Raw genomic sequence first — 18,912 nt, 5'->3', positions numbered from 1 at the left:
GCTTCAATATTGGCTGTTAAAAAAACATGAGATCATGCAACTATGTAACATTTCACGGGCTGAGAACAAAGGGGATACAGGTACCCCGGGCGCTACAGGCATTTATTATTTCGACGGGCAGCTGGCAAACGAAGGGTGCCTTTGCCCGGAGGACAACACGCTTTTATTTATCAGCGAAGGGGAGTTTATTTTTCAATACGGGGAATCCACTTTCGAAGCACGGGCTCTGCAGGCCGTTTTCCTGCGGAAGCAAATACTCGTACGGTATCATTCTGTTTCCGCTTCCCTGGGGGGCACCGGGGCCGGTTTTTTATTGTTTGTGTTGAAAAAGTCCATCGTGCAGGAGTTTATCAGGTCCGCACACCTGCAACCCGTTTGCCATGCGCCTTCGGCAATGCTGATGGTGCATCGGCCCGGGCAGCGCCTGCTGGCTTGCCTGCATTCGGTAAAGGCATACTTTACAGACGGGGCCGGCATTACCGGGCATCTCGCTAAGATCAAATTACTGGAAGTGCTGTTTTGCCTCGCGGGCTGCCGCCAGGAGCAGCCTGTGCTGGAACTGGCGCTCGATCTTCGCGAGCGTTTCCGTGGCGACATCAACAGCGTCGTGGAAGAGCACCTGATGAATACTCATTCGCTCAGCCAGCTGGCCCGCTTGTCCGGCAGAAGCCTATCCAGCTTCAGACGCGATTTCCAGGCCATTTACAACATGCCGCCTTCGAGGTGGATACGGCTCAGGCGGCTGGAAAAGGCCTGCGAGCTGCTTGCCGGAACGCAAATGACGATCACCCACATCTGCTATACGTTAGGGTTTGAGAACATCGCACATTTTTCCAGGATATTCAAAGCAAGGTTCGGCATTCCGCCATCGTTGGTGCGGAACAACGCGCTGTTTCAGCAATTGCAGCATGGCAGGCTGGCGGGGGACGGGGCTCATTCCTTATTGGTGTAGTCGTGTTTCCTGATACCCAGTCTTTTCATTTTGGATTCCAGCGTAGACGGGGCAAGGTCCAGTAATTCCGCTGCCCCGCTTTTTCCGCTGATCTTCCCCTTACATTTCCTGAGCGTATAAAGGATGTATTCGCGTTCGTACGACTGCCAGGTTTTGACATCCTGGTTTTCTGCAAAAGGCGCCTGCCCCGGCATTGCATGTGCCCGTTCGCCGAAATACACGGAAGCATCCGGCAGGTCGGGCCCGAGCAAAACCATCCTCCTTACGGCGTTTTCCAGCTCGCGGATATTGCCCGGCCAGTGGTAATCCTGCAGTTTGCCGCACAACCCGGGTGGGAGTGAGAACGGCGCGCGCCCTTCCTGGTTGCAGAACAATTCAATAAAATGCCGGGCGAGCAGGAGGATATCGTCTTTTCGCTGGCGTAGCGGTGGGATGTGTATCGGGAATACGTTCAGTCGGTAATACAGGTCAAGCCTGAATCTCCCTGCCGCTACTTCTTTCTCCAGGTCGCGGTTGGTAGCTGCCACGATGCGTACGTCTACCTTCATGACCTGTTTGCCACCGATGCGTTCTATCTCTTTTTCCTGCAGGGCGCGCAGCAGCTTCACCTGTACGCTTACCGGAAGCTCGCCGATCTCATCAAGGAAAAGCGTGCCTTTTTCAGCCTGTTCGAATTTCCCGGTGACGCGGCTTACGGCGTCCGTGAAGGCGCCTTTTTCATGGCCGAAAAGGATGGATTCGATCAAAGTAATGGGCAATGCGGCACAGTTCACTTTTACGAACGGATGGGCTTTTCTTGGTGACATCTCATGCAGCGCCTGTGCGATCCTTTCCTTGCCGGTGCCGCTTTCACCGAGTATCAGCACTGAAGTGGCGGAAGGCGAAACGATCCGCACATGTTCCATCACCTGCAGCAGCGAAGGGTTTTTCCCAATGATGCCGGCGGGGGGATTGGATGCATTGCCATCCGGCCGGGCGGAATGCCCCGAAGCGGGTTGCTTGCGCATCATGGCTTCCAACCCGTACTCATATTGGTATATCGCGATCTCCAGCATCACCAGTACGTCCCTTTCACGGAAAGGTTTCAGGAGAAAACCGTAAGGCGCCGTTTTTTTGGCGGCATCGAGCGTGGAGGGATCTGAATTTGCGGAAACATACAAAAAGGGAATCTGTTTCCGCCGGAGCGCCATGGCGAGATCGATGCCTGTTTGCGGGCCTTTGAGAAAAATATCGATCAGCACGAAGTCCGGCTGCTCTTCGGAAACGATGGCCAGCGCAGCGTCTACGGAACGGGCCGTGCCGCAAACCGCATACCCCGCCTTCACCAGGATGCGTTCGAGATTTTTGGCTTCAATAAATTCGTCTTCAACGATTAGTAATTTCTTCATCCTGTTGCTTTAACTGTTCTTATTGTGTAGCGCCTTGCTGTCAGTACCGCCGGCAAAAGGAATGACAATACAACGCAGCAGAAAATGCTTCGGCATACAGTTGCTTTTAAAGCGTATAAAGGAGCAGCCCGGTATAATACGGATATGTTTCCCGCATGTTGCCCGAGGACCCTTGAAATATGAAGTAACGGAATATTTAATGTCTATATATGCTATCTCCCGACGCTGAACAATAAAGACTGGTGCCTGTTACAAAAATAAATAAAAAACTGATGTTTAAACATATATTTGCGGGGAGACCGCCAATGCGCTGCCGCTTGCCATGGTACTGGTCTCCGGGCTGCCTCACGATGAAAATTACCGGCATCCGGATCCTTCCCTGAGCCTTCCTTTATGCGAAAGAAATTGTTACTCTTTGGGTATGTAGAAAAAAATGTATGATCATGAAGTTGAATGTCAGAATAGTCGTCCTGCTGGTTTTGCTGCCTGGCATACAGCGGAATGCAGCGCGGGGGCAAATCATTGCAGGCCCTGAGCCCTTATGGGCGGCTGTTGAAAGAAGCAGGCCGGATACCAGCCGGGTGAACCTGTTCCTGAAGTTGAGCCGGTTTTATGGGAATATCAGGAATGATCTCGACAGTGCATTGATCGCAGCCGAAAAAGCACTCCGGCTCAGCGAGGAGCTGAGATTACCTGAACACATAAACGCAGCGCTCCGGCTGAAGGTAGGGATACTGCTTTGGAAAAATAAGACAACTGAAGCAATGGCCGGCATCGACTGGCTCACCGCGTATGCCCGGAAACGGGGAGATGCACTTGCGGAAGCGGAAACTTACATGTATATCGCCAGGAAGATCTCCAATAAGGATACCGGGAATTACCCGATGAAAATTTCCTTTTTTGAAAAAGCAAGATCTGTTTACCGGAGGCTTAACCAGTTTGACGAGGAAATGGAAGCGCGAAACTATATTACAAGAGCGCACGTAGACCAGGGGAAGCTGGACCTGGCCGAAAAGGAATACCTGGAACAGCTGGCCGATGCCAGGGCCAGGGGCAAAAGGGAGTACAAGCTTATATTCCTCGGGCTGAGCGAGATAGCCCAGGCCAAGGCCGACCCCGGCAAACAGCTTTATTATCATCTTGAAATATTAAAGCTTTGTGAAGCCGGTACGAATACGATCTCAAATAATCAGTGGAAGAATCATATTTACATAACCCTGTCTAAGGTCTATAAAAAGCTGGAACGCTATAGCGAAAGTGAGAACATGTCGGCGAAGGGGATGAAGCTTTCGATGGAACTCCAGGACTCGGAAATGTTCTATCATCATGTGAGGCAGCTGGGATCAATCCTCTTTCCCCAACAAAAGTACCGGGAGGCGCTGGCAGTTTTCCTGAAGTCCGCCAGGGACTTTCCACCGGTTAATAATTTGCAGCACAGAACAATTAATCTTCTTATCGGGAACTGTTACCTCGAGTTGAACCAGGTTGATAAGGCAGAGCCTTACTTCCTGGCGGTGGATAGATACTCCCGTAATATGTCGAGTGAAATTGTTGATAACGTGGAGCTGGAGCTGACCAGGGGAGGGCATTATATCGATATGGCGCGATATTATTGTGTGGTTGGGAAATATGACCGGGCGAGGGAATTTTTGTCAAAGTTCGATCAAATAAAAAAGGATTGGAATTTTACGAACTACAGGATGGTCGCGATGAGTTTACAGATCAGGATCGATACGGCGTCGGGCGATTTCCGGTCGGCATTCCGCCATTTGTCGGAGTTCAAGGTGATGAATGATTCCATCAATAGCAGCGCCAGCCGCCAGGCCATGGCCAACCTGATGGTTAAGTATGAGACGGAGAAAAAAGACCAGGATCTTATTTTACGGCAGCAGCACATAGACCTGCTGACGAAACAGCGGGAGATACAGGAAGGCAGGCTGCTGCAGGCCGGGCTTCAGATACAGATAGAGAAGCAGGAAAGGTTGCGGCAGCAGGAGATCAACATCCTCAACGCCGAAAAAAGAGAGCAGGATTTTAAGATCGTGCAATACGCGGCGGAACAGAAGGACGACCGGATCAACCTGCTGAGCAAACAATCCCAGATACAGGAGGCCCGTTTGGAAAAAGCGGGAATACTGAGGAATATGACTATCGCAGGTCTTGTATCGACGCTGGTGATCATTGGGTTGCTGTATAACAGTTACCGGTTAAAGAAAATAAATAATAACCAGCTGACCGTTCAAAAGAATGAAATCGACCTGAAAAACCGGAGCCTGCAAAAATTGGTGGAGGAAAAGGAATGGTTGCTGAAGGAGCTGCATCACAGGGTGAAGAACAATCTCCAGATCGTGATGAGCCTGCTGAACATCCAGGGTTATTACCTGGAGGATTCATCGGCTCTTCATGCCATCCGTGATACGCAGCACCGGATCCATTCCATTTCTCTTATCCATAAGAAATTGTACCTGGGTGAAAATGTAGGGCTGATCAGCATGCCCGGGTATATTTTTGACCTTGTGAACGATCTGAAAGAAAGTTTTGCCACCGGCCAGCGGATCCAGTTCGGGGTGCATATCGGCAATATCCTGCTCGATGCTTCCCTGGCGGTTCCCCTGGGATTGATCTTGAATGAGGCGGTAACCAATTGCATAAAATATGCTTTCCCTTCAGATATGGCAGGGATCATTACTATCAAGCTGGAACAGACCAACCCTGATAAGCTCACTGTTACTATTGCCGACAATGGCGTCGGGCTGCCTGCGGATTTTAATGATAGCGATCGCAGTTCATTGGGAATGAGTATGATCAGGGGCCTGAGCGGCGATCTTGACGGCATATGCAGGATCGAAAGCGCCGGCGGTACTTCCGTCAGCGTTGAGTTTCCGTATCATACGGCGCTCCTGCGGAAGGGGGAAGTGGATCTCATGGAAAAGGCGTAATGGTGTCTTAAAAAGATAAAGGCCGGACGATGCCGGCCTTTATCTTTTTAAGACAATAACATTCCATTAATTCCAATCGTCTTTCACCCCATTTTTCACATTCAGATTATAGTCTTTCTCTGAAGAGGGGATGGGAAGCAGTACATGCCTGGGCAATAATGTCTCTGTCATCCCTTCCGCTTTTCTTTCGCTGTTCACCGTTTGAACGTATTTGCCCCACCTGATCAGGTCGAAGTAGCGGGATTGCTCGCCGGTAAGTTCCAATCTTCTTTCCAGTTCTATTTTTGCCATGGCGGCATTTTTATCTCCAAGGCTGGCATATAGCGGGGCGCCGGCCCTTGCGCGTACTTTGTTGATGAGGTCGAGCGGGGCGGTGCCGGTATTTCCCTGCTGGATATAAGCCTCGGCCAGCATCAGCAGCACGTCTGCATAGCGGATGATCTGACCGTTTACGCCGGTCATAAAGGGCACCGGGCCTGCGAAGGCAAAGTTCAAACCATATTTCCGCAGCTGGTAGCCTTTGGTGTTGAAAGGAAAAGCGGCGGGTGTGGCGGTTTTCTCTGCGTATTGTGTCGCGCCGGCGCTTGCGGCGTCGCCGTAGAACGTAACTTTTCCCCTCGGGTCTTTATACAAAGTGTCCATGCCCGACCAGCTGTATTTAAAGGCGTTCGCCGTGGCGGTGGTCAATGCGGTGTTGTTCCAGCCCAGGAAATCATATTCTTCCGCGCGGATGCTCATGCTCACTTTCCCTGCTGATTCCGCGCCGCCGAAAACGTGCGACCAGCCATTGCCGGCTGCGTAATCATTGGGGTTCCACGTCCGGTTCATTACCTGGAAGATGGTTTCTTTATTGGCTGCATGGGCGGCCACGTCATCAAAAAGATTATCCCATTCGGCCATCGGCAGGAGATCATAGGTATAGGGCGCTTTTGTAAGCAGGTCCAGGGTGCTTTGTGCGTCAGCCCATTTTTTCTGGTACAGGTAAATTTTTCCGAGCAAAGCCACAGCCGCTCCTTTGGTGGCACGCCCGAGGTCTTTGTCTGCATACGTTACCGGCAATACGGCGATGGCGTCTTTGAGGTCGCTTTCTGCCGCCGCCCACAACGCTGCAACCGGGGCGCGGGCGGGAAATTCGTCCTGGTAGCTTGCCATGCCCTGCCTCAACGGAGCGTCGCCCCAGAGCATCGCGATGTGATAACGTGCGTAAGACCGCAGGAATTTGGCTTCCGCGATGTTCCTGGTCAATACCGCTTTGGTGGCTGAATCGGTTGCTGCCGCCAACACTATGGCCCCCCTGTCTTCAACGAGATTGGCGCGGGCTATCATGCGGTACAACCCTGCCCACAACAGCGATATTTCGGTATGGGTTGAATTGTGCGCCCAGTTGGCCAGCTGCAGGTAGCTGCCCAGCAGGTTGGGGCCCTGTTTTACGTCAAACCCCAGGAAGTCGAAATTGTAATAGTATTCGCGCGGCCACATGCCTGTATTGTTCAGGACAACGTAAACCGCGTTGGTGGCCTGTTGTATGGAGGAAGGAGTCGTAAAGTATTCCGTATAGTTATACTGGGATTGATTTTCTACAACCAGCAGGTCTTTGTTGCAGGAAAGGGCAGACATGCCTATGATACCCAGTAATAATGCATTGATCTTTTTCATCGTCTCTTGTTTTTAAAAATCAGTTAAACCCTATTTGAACACCGAATAAGAACGTGCGCGGCTGCGGCATGGCAACGCCCGCATCGATCCCCCGGCTCAGAATGTCCGCCGAGTTGCCGTCCGGGTTGGACACTTCAGGATCATAGCCTTTGTATTTGGTGATGGTGAGCAGGTTTTGCGCGGCCACATACGCCCTGATGTTGCTGAATGTTTTACTGATGATGCTGTTCGATTTTCCTAACGGAAGGGTATAGCCAATGGTGAAGTTCCTGAGCCTCAGGTAATCGCCGTTTTCAACATACCAGTCAGACGGCACCAGGTTGAGGTTGCCGTTCTGGCCCGCCCTGGGGTTCACGCTCACGTCGCCTTCCTGTTTCCACCTGTCCAGCAGCTCTGTGGAAGCATTGTGCATGGAAGATTGTAACGCAGAAAGGAAGATCTTGGAGGACCGGAACAGTTTCACGCCGCCGGTGCCGCTCCATACCATGTTCATGTCAAAGCCCGCATAGTTCATTCCCATGTTAAGACCGTAGATGAATTTGGGAATGGAAGACCCGAGCATCACTTTATCCTGTTCGGATATGAAGCCGTCGCCATTAACATCCCTGAATTTAAAATCACCGGGTTTGGTGTTCTTGTCGTAATACACGCCGCCGGGCGCTTTGGCGTTGAGGGCTGTGAGTTCCGCGGTGGTAGAAATTACGCCTTCTACCTGGTAGCCGTAGAATGATGCGATCGGGTCTCCCACTCGGGTTAGGGTAGTGGTGCCCAAAGCCGCATACTCAGTAGGCCAGTATCCGCCGGCTTTGATGATCTGGTCCGGCAAACCTTCGCCGAGGCGGATCTTCTCAACCCTGTTCTTGTTGTAGCTGCCGTTGGCGCTGATGTTGAATTCAAAGCCTTTGGCGATCGTGCCGCTGTAGCTGATCAGGGCTTCAAAGCCTGTATTGGTCACATCCCCTGCGTTGTAATACATTTTGGCCTGCGCATTATTTTCCGTCCAGCCGCTGTTGGGGAACATTACCTGTGTGAGCAGGTTTTTGCTGTGCTTTTTGTACCAGTCGAAACTCATGGTCAGCTTGTTGTCCAGGAAGCCGAGCTCGAGGCCGATGTCTGTCTGGTCTGTGGTTTCCCAAACCACGGGCAGCACAGAGTTCCGGATGGTGGCCGCAGCGCCGTTGGCATGGTCTTCAGTGATGCCGAAAGGATAGCTCAGGCTTCCCGTGGGGTTCGCGCCGTTCCATACAGTAACGATCGAGGCGGTTTGCGGCACGGCGTTGTTGCCGGTGCGGCCCCAGCTGGCTTTCAGCATACCGTTAGACAGTGCGGGCAACATCTTCAGGAATGATTCTTCCGAAAAGCGCCACCCGAGCTGCGCTGCGGGGAATGTGGCCCAGTTCCTTTCAGGGTCGAGGTTGGAAGCGCCGTCCCTTCTCAGGCTTCCTGTTATAATGTACCGTTCGTCGTACACATAGCTGATCCTCCCGAAATAAGAAAGCAATGCAGAGCCGATGGGGTAGGTAGAAGCGTCAATGGTTTTATTGGGTGCTACATACACATTTGGAATAGAATCATGCAGGTAACCTGAACCCTTAACGGTTTCAGAAGTTCCGCGGCCTTCGTTGATATAACTGTTGCCCGCGGTAACGGACAGGCTGTGCACGGTGTTGAAGATCTTGTTGTAGCTGAAATAGTTCTCTATCGTATATTTCCCGCCTTCAGACACGGACGCATAGCCTTCCCGGCTGATGTCTATGTTGTTGGCCGACTTATACGCTTTCTGGTAATATTCACTCCGGCTGTTGCCCAACTGGGCATTGAACTGTGAGCGGAATTTCAAGCCGGGGATCAATCGTATTTCAGCATACAGCTGCGGGATAAAAAGGATGTTCTTCGATTTCGCAGAGCGCGTCTCCCAGGCTGCCCTGGGGTTGCCGATGCCGGTATAATCGGCGCCGTTGCTCATGGCTGAATAGCCGCCGAAAATGCCGGGGTCATAAATATCCTGGTAATTGGGCATGTACAGGTAATCGCGCATGGGAACGGTGTAGCCTGAAGACCAGTCGTTCTTTACCAGGAAACTTTCGCCGAAGGAAAACCGCCCTGCCGTTTGGGTGAGCGAGAGGCGGTTGGTCCATCTTTTCAGTTCCACGCTGCCGGTGATCGCTTCCTGGTCTGCCAGGCCGGAGAAGAAATGATAGGTCGATCTCTCGGAACCGCCGCTGATCGTGATATTCACGTCATAACTGTTCGCATTGTGGAATATCAGGTCGTTCCACACGGTGTTGTCTACTTTGTATTTGTCCGCATCCGGGCCGGTGAATTTCCCGGGCAGTACGCCATTTTTCTGTACGGCCGCCCAATCCTTCAACAGGTCGAAATACTGGGAGGCGTTCATCATATCCATATTTTTCCAGGCATTGGATATGCCGTATTGTGCGTTGACTGTAACATGGGGCTGCCCCGCGCGTCCTTTTTTGGTGGTAATGATCACTACGCCGTTGGCGCCGTTAGAGCCATAAATGGCGGTGCTGCCGGCGTCTTTCAGAATGGTGATGTCTTCAATATCCTGGGGCGGTATGGTGGCAAACACATCTCTCGTGGATTGTATGCCGTCGATCACATATAATGGGTCTACCCGTGTGAATGAGCCTGTACCGCGGATGATGATCTGCGGAGCTGCCCCGGGAGAGCCGCTGCCCTGTAATACCTGCACGCCGGCTGCTTTCCCGATAACAAGGGAAGCCGCATTGGTGGCAGTATTGGCGCCGGCGCTCTTGGGGTTGATGGTGGCCACCGAGCCGGCCAGCTCTTTTCTTCTGGCAGTTCCATAGCCGATGATCACCACGTCATTAAGATTGGTAGATGCTGATGAAAGCTGCACGTTGATCACAGACTGGTTTCCCACGTTTATTTCACGCGTAGCGAAACCGGTATAGGAAAATACCAGCACCTGGTTATTGCCGGTGGTAATGGAATAACTCCCCGACGCATCGGTGGTCGTGCCGCCGTTCTGGCCTTTAATGCCGATGCTGGCGTTCACCAGCGGCTCGCCGTCTGTGGTGGTGACCTTCCCGGTCACCGTTTTTGTTTGTGCAAGAAGGTGTAATGGCAGGCTGGTTAGAAAAAGGAAAAACATCCACCTGGTAATTCTTGAATTCTTCATGACTTGATGTTTAGTTGTTAGAATGTATGTGCGGTATCTGGTGAAATTTGGTTGATGTGCTGTGGTATAGTTTCCGGTCCGGTAACAAGAAAAAGTAAAGAGAACGCCCTTTACATCGGGCGTTCTCTTCGTTGAAAAAAGGTGTTATTGTTTCACAACTTTCATCGTTTTGTTTTGATGGCCCTGCCTGATATTGATGTAATAAACCCCTGCTTTCAGGTTTTGCCCAACCTGGTATCTTGCACCACTGTTTATTTTTTCAGAATGGATGACAGTGCCGGCATTGTCAACAATGATAAGGATCGCAGGCGCTTTTGAAGGCGAAAGCATTCTTACATTGAAGCCGGTGGCGGAAGGATTGGGATATACTTCTGTTGCAAAGTCTAATGCATCGCTATCGTTTGCTTTGACGATGCCGGGCTGTGCAATCCTGCTTTGTCCCCCAACGAGGTTTTGCTGCGATTCAGCCGGCGGAATGCTCCGCACTTCTATTCCCGCGATAGAACCGCTGTAGGGATCATACATTCCTGTTTTCGGATAGAAGGTTACGGTAATCAAACCTGCGCTGTTGGCCCTTGCCCTGATGATGCGTACAACGGCGGTATTCAGCTTGTTGCCCGCGGCCTGGTAGATGTTGAAGTCTGTAAGACTGTCCAGGCCGTTGGTGGCCTTGATGGTGAATATCCGCTTGTTTTTTTCCGTATCCTGGTGCTCAACGAAGTGCATGCGGATGGCATACACACTGTCGGGAGTGAGCCCGCGCAGGTAATAACGCATCTGGGTGATATTGCTTTTGAATACACGTACATATTCATACACCTGCGGGGGAGCCGGATCTTCCACGTAAGAAAGGTCCACAGGCGCATTCACTTTCATGACCCAGGTGTAGCCTGCATGCCAGAGCTTATCGGTACCGGTAGGCCCTTCGGGAACATATTGCGCGAAGGTGGTGTTGGCGTACGGGCCGGGAGGATTCAACGTGGTGCCTGCGTTGATGCCGTACAGCGCTGATTTGTTCGTTTTCAGTACTTCTATGCAATAATCATCCAGCCATACAGTGCCAAATCCTTCTTTAGCCACCCAGTAAGTGAGCCCCGTTGCATTGTCCGGCACGGTGATGGTATCTCTTACCTGTGCCCAGTTGTCGCGGTAAGCGGCCACGGTAGACAGCACCTTTTGATAGTTGGCGTTGCCTGCAGGGGCGCCCAGGCTGTCTATAAACCCAACGCCATACCCTGACCACCAGGGATAGCCATTGGCGTCTTTTTCCACCTTCACCCATTTGGTGAATACAATGATGCTGCCCCCTCTTACGGGTATGGAACCCTGGATGTTCATACCGGTCTTCACAGTGGTAAAGCCCATGGTTACCGCTTTATCGCCGGAGTGGCCTTTGCCCACGACTGTATATACAGCGCCGACGAACGGCTGGTCACTTTTAAAAGTGACCCAGTTGATCAGGTCGCTTTCGAAGCCGTAATTGGGTATACCGCCACAGGAGTCAAACGGCACGACCGTTACGGGTAATGTAGCTGAAACGCCCGATCCGTCCTGGCTGTTGGCAGTGATGGTTGCTGTGCCCTGCTTGATAGCAGTGATGATCCCCGCGGTGTCTACGGTGGCGATCGTAGCGTCGGAGCTGCTCCAGGTAACTTTTTTGATGGTAGTGTTTGCCGGCGAGAAGGTGTATCCCATCAACAGCGTGTCTCCCGCCCCGATGATGGCGGTAGATGGATTCAGTGTGAGCCCGGTAGCCAGTACATTGGTCACATGCACGTTGGCCTGTGCAAAAATGGCCGGGTTTTCGGCGGAAGCAGCTTTTATGATCACATCGCCTTCTTTGATGCCGGTGATGGTGCCGTTGCCGCTTACTTTGGCCAGCAGGGTGTCTGAAGACGTCCATACCACCAGTTTATTGCTGGCGTTCGCGGGCGTGATGGTGGTGGTCAGCTGCTGGGTCAATCCTACAAATACAGTGGCCGATGAAGCGCTCAGCGTTAAGGACTGAACGGGCACATATATCACGTTGTAGGTCTTGGTAGCCGTAAAGCCGCTCTCGGCGGAGGTTGCGGTGATGGTAACCGTTCCGGCGGATCTCCCCGTTACCACGCCGTTCAGGTCCACGGTGGCGATGGCCGGGTTGGAGGAAAGGTACGACACGTTGCGGTTGGTGGCGTTCAGCGGCGTGGTGGTAAGCTTCAGGGTGTCTGTATAGCTTACATAGAGGTTGCTGCTGTCCGACTGGATGTTGATCCCCTGCAGCGAAATGATACGCGCCTCGAGGGCAGATATGGAAGCGCTGTAGAGATCGCCGGTTTTGGGATAGAACCATATCTCGATAACGCCGGCGCTGTTCGATTTCGCCTGGAGGGTGCGTGTTACAACGGTGTTCAGCTTATTGCCCGCCGCCTGGTAAACGTTGAAGTTGATCAGGCTGTCGCCGTTGCTGGCCTTCACACTAAAAATGCGGTTGTTCTTGTCTGCATCGCTGGGCTCTATGAAATGCAGGCGTACGGAGTAGTTGGCGCTGGGGATCAGGTTGCGCAGATAGTAACGCATCGGCGTAACGTTATTCCTGGAAATGCGCATGTATTCATATACCTGGCGGGGCGCAGGCTCCGTTACCTGGCTCAGGTCCACCGTTGCAGTGATGCGGGAGCTGCCGGTATACCCCGCGTGCCAGAGCCCGCCGGTGCCGCCTACCCCTTCGGGTACATACTGGCCAATGTTGATACTCTGATACGGTGTTGCAGGGTTTCCCGTAGTGCCTGCATTGATAGCTGTTACGATGTTGTTGACGATCAGCTGCACGGTTTTGCTGAATCCGCCGTCTGCTGCGGTAATAGTGAGGGTCGTGGTATCCAGCTTCAGGCCCGTGATCACGCCGTTGGCGTCCACGTTCGCAACAGTGCCGTCTGCTACGGTCCAGGTGAGGGTTTTGTTGGTGGTGTTGGCGGGCAGAACGGAGAAGCTGAGTTGCCTGGGTGTATTCATCGTGCCGTAGACGACGCTGTCTATCATTATGCCGGTGGAAATGGTCGGGGGAATGACGACAATAGGATGCGTATCCGTTTTCCCTCCATCGACCGATGTAACGGTAATAGTAACATTGCCCGCATTGATGCCGCTCACTTTCCCGAACTGGTCCACCTTGGCGACCGTGGTATCGGAAGAGCTCCAGGTAACGGCGGGGTTAGTGGGATAGGTGGGTGTCAGCTTAACGTTCAGTTTGTTGGTATATCCTTTCACCAGCGTGTCTGATGCAGGGTTGATGATCTCGACGGATTGCACAGGCCCTGCTACCGGTGAGCCGAAAAAGATGCCATTGCCGTGAGCGGAAATAAACATCCTCCCTTTGTTGTCTGCCGTTATATTCGGCGCCACGCCCGGCAGCCTGTCTAAAATGGTTGTCCAGGTGCGGCCGGTATCGTCTGAGCGGAATGCGCCATAGTGAATGCCATTGATAGGAATGGCCTGGCTGGTCACATACAGTACCAGGTGCGCATTGGCCGTGGTGTCAGACATCGCGGCGGCTACCCATTTCGGCTTAAAGCTTTCCCCGCCCACCTTGACGAATGTTCTGCCGGTATCCGTGGTATGGTAGAGGGCGCTGAATTGAGGATATGCTTCATTGTGATAAGCGATCCACACATCGCCCGTTTTCCCGGGCGTTACCTCGATGTTGGAGGTGGTGGCATAAGCCGAGCCGGTAGACGGATTGTTGCCCGCGTTGGCCTGAAGGCCTTCGGCGTCTCTTTTAACGAAAGACTTCCCGCCATCGGAACTTACATAGAACGAGCCGCGGTCCCAGATATAGAAATAGTCGCCGTTCACTTTATCCGCTGCCAGGTGGTTTTGCCCGGGGTAGAGCATCCACTGCGGGCCGGCGGGTAAGATGCCGGGGGAAACGCCGGTGGATTTTGTCCAGTTGGCACCCAGGTCTTCAGACCAGTACAGGTTGCCGGGACTGTTGCCGTCCATCTGCGTCAGCCAGAGAATATTCCTCCGGTTAGCGGACACGGCTATACGCCCGCGTACGCCGGGTGATTTTGGGAAAAGGGTGTAGCTGTCGCCGCCATTGGTGGAATAACCCGCACGCGACGCACTGAGATCGGTAGTCGCCGGACCGTCGCAGCCGACACGCACAACAAACTCCGGGTCGGTATACTGGAAAGCTACGCCCGTCATGTTAAAGGCAGAGAAGATGCCGGTGAACAGTGCAGTATTGTTAACAGCGCCGTAGTTCAACGGCTCCGTAAGCGAACGGTGGTGGGCTCCGCCAACATCCGCGGTAGCAGAGAACAGTTGGTTCTTGCCGCTGGGAGGAGCCACCAGTGGGCCTGTAACCATGATCTCTTCCAGACCTACCACGCGGATCTTCCAGTTGGTGGTGGGGGCCGCAAAGACGTCATCCGTGGAAAGTATGTCCAGCAGATCGTTGATCCACACTTTATTCGGGTAAAAGGGATCCCAGGTATATGCGATAGGATTATGCCCGGGAGCGTTAAACGGCAGGCCGTCGTTCTTCGAATGGGGCGCTTCCGTATTATCACGGCTGATCTGTCCCGGCGAGTATGAACCTGGCGCGCCGCCCTGCTTTGAAACAAAATAAGGGTCCTTTTGCCAGGTGCCACGCGTGCCTACAACGATGTAATTTGAATTGAAAGGGCTCACGGCAACTTTGGAGAAGAACCTGTCGGGTTTATTCGGATCGGGGTCCGGCTCTAAAGTTACGGGAGAAATGTTCTGCCAGCCGCCGTTCTTATACTTGTAAACGCCTTTTGGCAAATTCTCGGCCCCGGCAGATACGTACATCGTTCCATCCGTGTGGATAGTAGCACGGTAGGGATGCGCAGGACTATTGCTCATCAGTGCGAAAGTAAGCCCGCCGTCTTCAGATGCAAATACGCCTGTGCTCCGGCCGATATAGATCCGTTTGGTAACATTCTGCCCGTTGATGGAAACGGTGCCGGAACTTTGGTCGAAAAGAATAAAAGAGCAATAACCCGGCGTGGTGATATTGCTTACCTGCGTCCAGCTGGTACCGGCATTTTCCGATTTCAGAGCGCCCTGTGAGTCTGTTACGACCCATACATGGTTGCTGTTGGAGGGATCTACCTGTATGCGGTCGCCAAATACCTGTGTGCTGTTGGGTTGTACGTTGATGGGAACTTGCAGGTCCGTCCAGGTATCGCCCCGGTTGGTACTTTTCAGGATGGTGCCCATCTGGCCGTTGCCCTTGCCGGGCCCGCTCCCGGGGCCGTTTTGCACGGTGGCATAAAGAATGTTGCCGGTGGCATCATTAGGGTCTACACCAATGCTGCCGCAACGCTGGTTAAATTCCCAGTTCCAGTAGTTCACAGGTATTTTTTCAAACAGCATTAAATGCTCCCATTTTTGCAGGTCCTTGTTCCATCGGTAAGGAGTGCCTACATCGGTGGTGATGAAATAGAGGTCGGGTACCTTGGGGTGCGCCACAAACGAAGGAAGGGCGCCGGATCCGCCTATCCTGACCTGGTTCCAGGTGTACGTTTGCGCATATACGCTCCAGGAAACCGTCAGGAATAGGATTAGGAGTAACGCGGAGTAGCTAATCTTTTTCATGGGTGGAATATTTGGTTGCAATTAGGTGATAACCAAAAATATCCCCATGTATAGTGATATGACAGTATTTTTTTAGCTAAATCGCGTAATTTTTGTCCCGGGTCATTTGTCCTGGGGCGCAGGCTGCATCACTGCTTTGTTTTTCTTGATGATGCGTTTCAGCCTTTCCACTGATGCAACGGAACGATACTTATCCGCAGGCGTGTGCATGCAATAGTCCAGCAAACGTTCCACCGTAGTAGTAGCTACCCTCAGTAGGGTATCCGATGATCCGTAGTAGATGAATATTTTCCCGTCGTCATCTTTGATCCAGCCATTCGAGAAAAGCACATTCGATACATCGCCCGTCCTTTCATCGCCTTCCGGGGCCATTACATATCCCGCCGGTTTGCAGATCATCTTTTGCGGTTCGTGCAGGTCCGTCATAAAACAATACAGCACATAACGCAGGCCTGCGGCGGTATTACGCACACCGTGCGCCAGGTGCAGCCAGCCATAAGCGGTTTTGATCGGGGCAGGGCCCAGGCCGTTCTTTGCTTCGCTGATAGTGTGGTAAACGCGTTTGTCGATCAGCTCTTCTTTATCGATGCGGGCGTTCGTGATATCGTCGCAGCAGGCAAAGGCAATGCCGCCGCCTTCCCCGGCTTCAATAAAACTATCCTGCGGCCGCGTGTAGAACGCATATTTGCCGTTCACGAACTCGGAATGGATCACTACGTTCCGCTGCTGGGATGAAGTTGTTACCAGGTTGGGCAGCCTCTCCCAGGTGTGAAGGTCTTTTGTGCGCACAATGCCGCAGGAAGCGATCGCCGAGCTTTGATCGGCTTCGCAGGCAGTCTCATCCCTCCGTTCGGAACAGAATGTGCCATAGATCCATCCGTCTTCGTGGCGGGTGAGCCGCATGTCGTAGACGTTCGTTTCCGCGGGATCTATATCCGGAATATCCATGGGGTAATCCCAGAATGTGAAATTATCGATGCCGTTCCTGCTTTCAGCAATGGCAAAGAACGATTTCCGGTCCGTGCCTTCTACTCTTACCGCAACGAGATATTTATCCTGGTGCCTGATGGCGCCGGCATTGAATACGCTGTTGATGCCGAAGCGTTCCAGCAATAATGGGTTTTCGTTTATATCCAGGTCGTACCGCCAGAAAACAGGCGTATGTCCCGGTGTCAGCACCGGGTTCTTATACCGCTGGATAACGCCGTTCGAGATTTCAACCGCTTCGTTGGTTTTTTGGATCAGCGCCTTGTATTGACGTTCCAGCAGTTCTTTTCTTTCCGTAAAGTGGCCTTGCATTTGAGAGTTCGGTTTTTTGTATCAGTTTAATTTTCCAGTTTGTCCCACCAGGTTTTTTTGAGAATGAAACCCAGCACCAGCAATAACACCAGCGTGGCGAGCAGTTCCATATTCATGCCCAGCACCAGGTACATCGGGAGGATGGTAAGGCATGTCTGCGCGATGGTGCCGATGCCTACGTTGAACATATCCCTTTTAAATTCCCCGTTGGGCCTGAAGGATGGGTCTTCTTTCCGGGCCTGTTCTTTTACCGGTCCCCACCATCCCCATGGCCTTACGCTGCAGTAAAATTTTACCAGTACAGGCATCTCCGTGGGCGGCGCCGAATAAGTGCCGATCAGGCAGCCGGCGAGCGAGATCAGGAAAAGCACCGGGAACCAGTAGAGGTATTCAACGCCGGTGAATAACCTGGACATGATCAGCGCGCCGCATATGCCTGCTGCCATTCCATAATAAAAACCCTTTGCATTGAACCGCCACCAGTACCACTTCAGGATGTTGGCGGCCGTATAGCCGCCCCACAGGCCGGATACGATCCATTGCAGCATGCTGTTCACATCCCTGGCAAAGAACCCGATCAGGATGCCGGTGGCTACTACCAGCAAGCCGGCCAGGTAATTGACGTGCGCCAGTTTTTTGGTGGCAGGCGCGGGATTGATGTATTTCAGGTAAATATCGTTGACGATGTAGGCCTGCGCTGCATTCAGCGTGCCTGAGAACGTTCCCATAAAAGCACCCAGCAGCGCGGTCAGCACAATGCCCAGCAATCCTGCCGGCACAAAATGGTTGATAACGCCGGGCAGCACCCGCTCAAAATCCACGTTCCCGGCCCCGTCGCTTAAAGGCAGGCTCTTGAAGTATATGAGGCCCAACACGGCGATGCCCATCACCATCAGGTATCTTACGGGAAATAACACCACCGACACGAATCCCGCCATCTTAGCGGCTTCCACCGGGTTTTTGGCGGAAAGTGTTTTCTGCATATCGTAGTTCGGCGCAAACCCGGCCATGGAATTCAACACGCCTTTGAATAACATCATCATAAAAAAGAGGCCGAAAACCGAGAACCCGTCTTCTGCTATTTTTTTATCGGCGGCAGGTAAGATCGCCTGCCAGTCAAGCTCCAGGTTCCAGCCGAAGAACGGGTCCTTCCATCCCCCGGGAACCGGCAGGGGATTATGTTCCAGGTGCTGCATGGCAATGATGCCGATGCCGATGCAGCCGATCACCATCACCACATATTTGATCACATCGCCCAGCACGATGCTGTGCATACCGCCGATCACGGTGTAGAATACGGCGAACAGCGTGAAAATGATGCCGTAAACGTGGCCAACGAATTGCGGCGGCACGGTAACAGGAACATAAGGCTGCACCAGTTGCCAGGGAACAAATATTTCAATGAACTTCCCGAGCCCGATAAAACCGTAAGCCATAAATCCCAGGCAGCCGATAATGGCGAATACCACGATAATGGCATGCGAACTTTTTGTGCCGGGACCGGTGCTCCCAAACCTTGATGCCAACCATTCCGCGCCGGTAGTGGCATTGGAGCGGCGCAGCCATTTTGAGAGATAGACAGCGTTAAAAACCTGGTTGAAAACAGGCCAGAGCCAGGGTATCCAGATACTTTTCAGGCCGTATACCATGCATAAGGCCACCAGCCACATAGTGCCGCTGATATCGAACATATCGGAAGCATTGCTTAACCCCAGCATATACCATGGTATGGTTTTGCCGCCTAACAGGTAGTTTTCCTTACTTTGGCGCGCTTTTTTTCGCAAAAACCAGCCAATTAATATGATACTTATCAAGTAGCATACAACAATGGAAACATCTAAGATGCTTAATTTCATAAGGTTAGCGATGAATGGGTATTGACAAAAATAATTTTATGGGTCCCGGCTT

The 18,912-nt window shown here is 52.4% G+C and carries 8 protein-coding genes; 2 read left to right on the top strand and 6 right to left on the bottom strand.

Going from position 1 to position 18,912, the window contains the following annotated elements:
- Positions 1-34: 34 nt before the first annotated feature.
- Entirely contained in the window at positions 35-952 is a 918-nt protein-coding gene (locus R3I13_RS01745; RefSeq protein WP_346316190.1) for an AraC family transcriptional regulator, read from the top strand.
- Here the strand turns inward: R3I13_RS01745 and R3I13_RS01740 are convergent.
- Positions 934-2,340 (bottom strand): sigma-54 dependent transcriptional regulator, encoded by a 1,407-nt coding sequence (locus R3I13_RS01740; protein ID WP_346316189.1) that lies wholly within the window; start codon positions 2,338-2,340, stop codon positions 934-936. The two genes, R3I13_RS01745 and R3I13_RS01740, sit on opposite strands and share 19 nt — an antisense overlap.
- A 443-nt stretch (positions 2,341-2,783) precedes the next feature.
- On the opposite strand from R3I13_RS01740, the gene R3I13_RS01735 reads away from it, so the two are divergent.
- Positions 2,784-5,279, top strand: a complete 2,496-nt coding sequence (locus R3I13_RS01735) for a histidine kinase dimerization/phosphoacceptor domain -containing protein (RefSeq protein WP_346316188.1) — start codon at positions 2,784-2,786, stop codon at positions 5,277-5,279.
- 66 nt (positions 5,280-5,345) lie between these two features.
- Here the strand turns inward: R3I13_RS01735 and R3I13_RS01730 are convergent, their stop codons facing one another.
- The 5 genes from R3I13_RS01730 to R3I13_RS01710 form a co-directional block, all read right to left on the bottom strand.
- A complete protein-coding gene (locus R3I13_RS01730; RefSeq protein WP_346316187.1) occupies positions 5,346-6,935 on the bottom strand; it encodes a RagB/SusD family nutrient uptake outer membrane protein in 1,590 nt (529 codons plus the stop codon).
- Positions 6,936-6,954: 19 nt separating this feature from the next.
- Positions 6,955-10,101 carry a SusC/RagA family TonB-linked outer membrane protein gene (locus R3I13_RS01725; protein ID WP_346316186.1) on the bottom strand — a complete coding sequence of 1,049 codons (3,147 nt, stop codon included), beginning with the start codon at positions 10,099-10,101 and terminating at the stop codon, positions 6,955-6,957.
- Between the two features lie 144 nt (positions 10,102-10,245).
- Positions 10,246-15,705, bottom strand: a complete 5,460-nt coding sequence (locus R3I13_RS01720; protein ID WP_346316185.1) for an Ig-like domain-containing protein — start codon at positions 15,703-15,705, stop codon at positions 10,246-10,248.
- 102 nt (positions 15,706-15,807) lie between these two features.
- A complete protein-coding gene (locus R3I13_RS01715; protein ID WP_346316184.1) occupies positions 15,808-17,004 on the bottom strand; it encodes a glycosidase in 1,197 nt (398 codons plus the stop codon).
- A gap of 26 nt (positions 17,005-17,030) precedes the next feature.
- Positions 17,031-18,788 (bottom strand): sodium:solute symporter family protein, encoded by a 1,758-nt coding sequence (locus R3I13_RS01710; protein WP_346316183.1) that lies wholly within the window; start codon positions 18,786-18,788, stop codon positions 17,031-17,033.
- Positions 18,789-18,912: the final 124 nt, after the last annotated feature.

Source organism: Chitinophaga sp. YIM B06452 (assembly GCF_039655965.1).
GTDB lineage: Bacteria > Bacteroidota > Bacteroidia > Chitinophagales > Chitinophagaceae > Chitinophaga.
Note: the sequence above shows the minus strand (reverse complement) of the source record. Positions and strands in the feature narration are given on the sequence as shown.

Coding starts and splice junctions, on each gene's coding strand:
- R3I13_RS01735 (WP_346316188.1), top strand. CDS start 2,784: ATGAAGTTGAATGTCAGAATAGTCGTCCTGCTGGTTTTGCTGCCTGGC.
- R3I13_RS01745 (WP_346316190.1), top strand. CDS start 35: ATGCAACTATGTAACATTTCACGGGCTGAGAACAAAGGGGATACAGGT.
- R3I13_RS01730 (WP_346316187.1), bottom strand. CDS start 6,935: ATGAAAAAGATCAATGCATTATTACTGGGTATCATAGGCATGTCTGCC.
- R3I13_RS01740 (WP_346316189.1), bottom strand. CDS start 2,340: ATGAAGAAATTACTAATCGTTGAAGACGAATTTATTGAAGCCAAAAAT.
- R3I13_RS01720 (WP_346316185.1), bottom strand. CDS start 15,705: ATGAAAAAGATTAGCTACTCCGCGTTACTCCTAATCCTATTCCTGACG.
- R3I13_RS01715 (WP_346316184.1), bottom strand. CDS start 17,004: ATGCAAGGCCACTTTACGGAAAGAAAAGAACTGCTGGAACGTCAATAC.
- R3I13_RS01725 (WP_346316186.1), bottom strand. CDS start 10,101: ATGAAGAATTCAAGAATTACCAGGTGGATGTTTTTCCTTTTTCTAACC.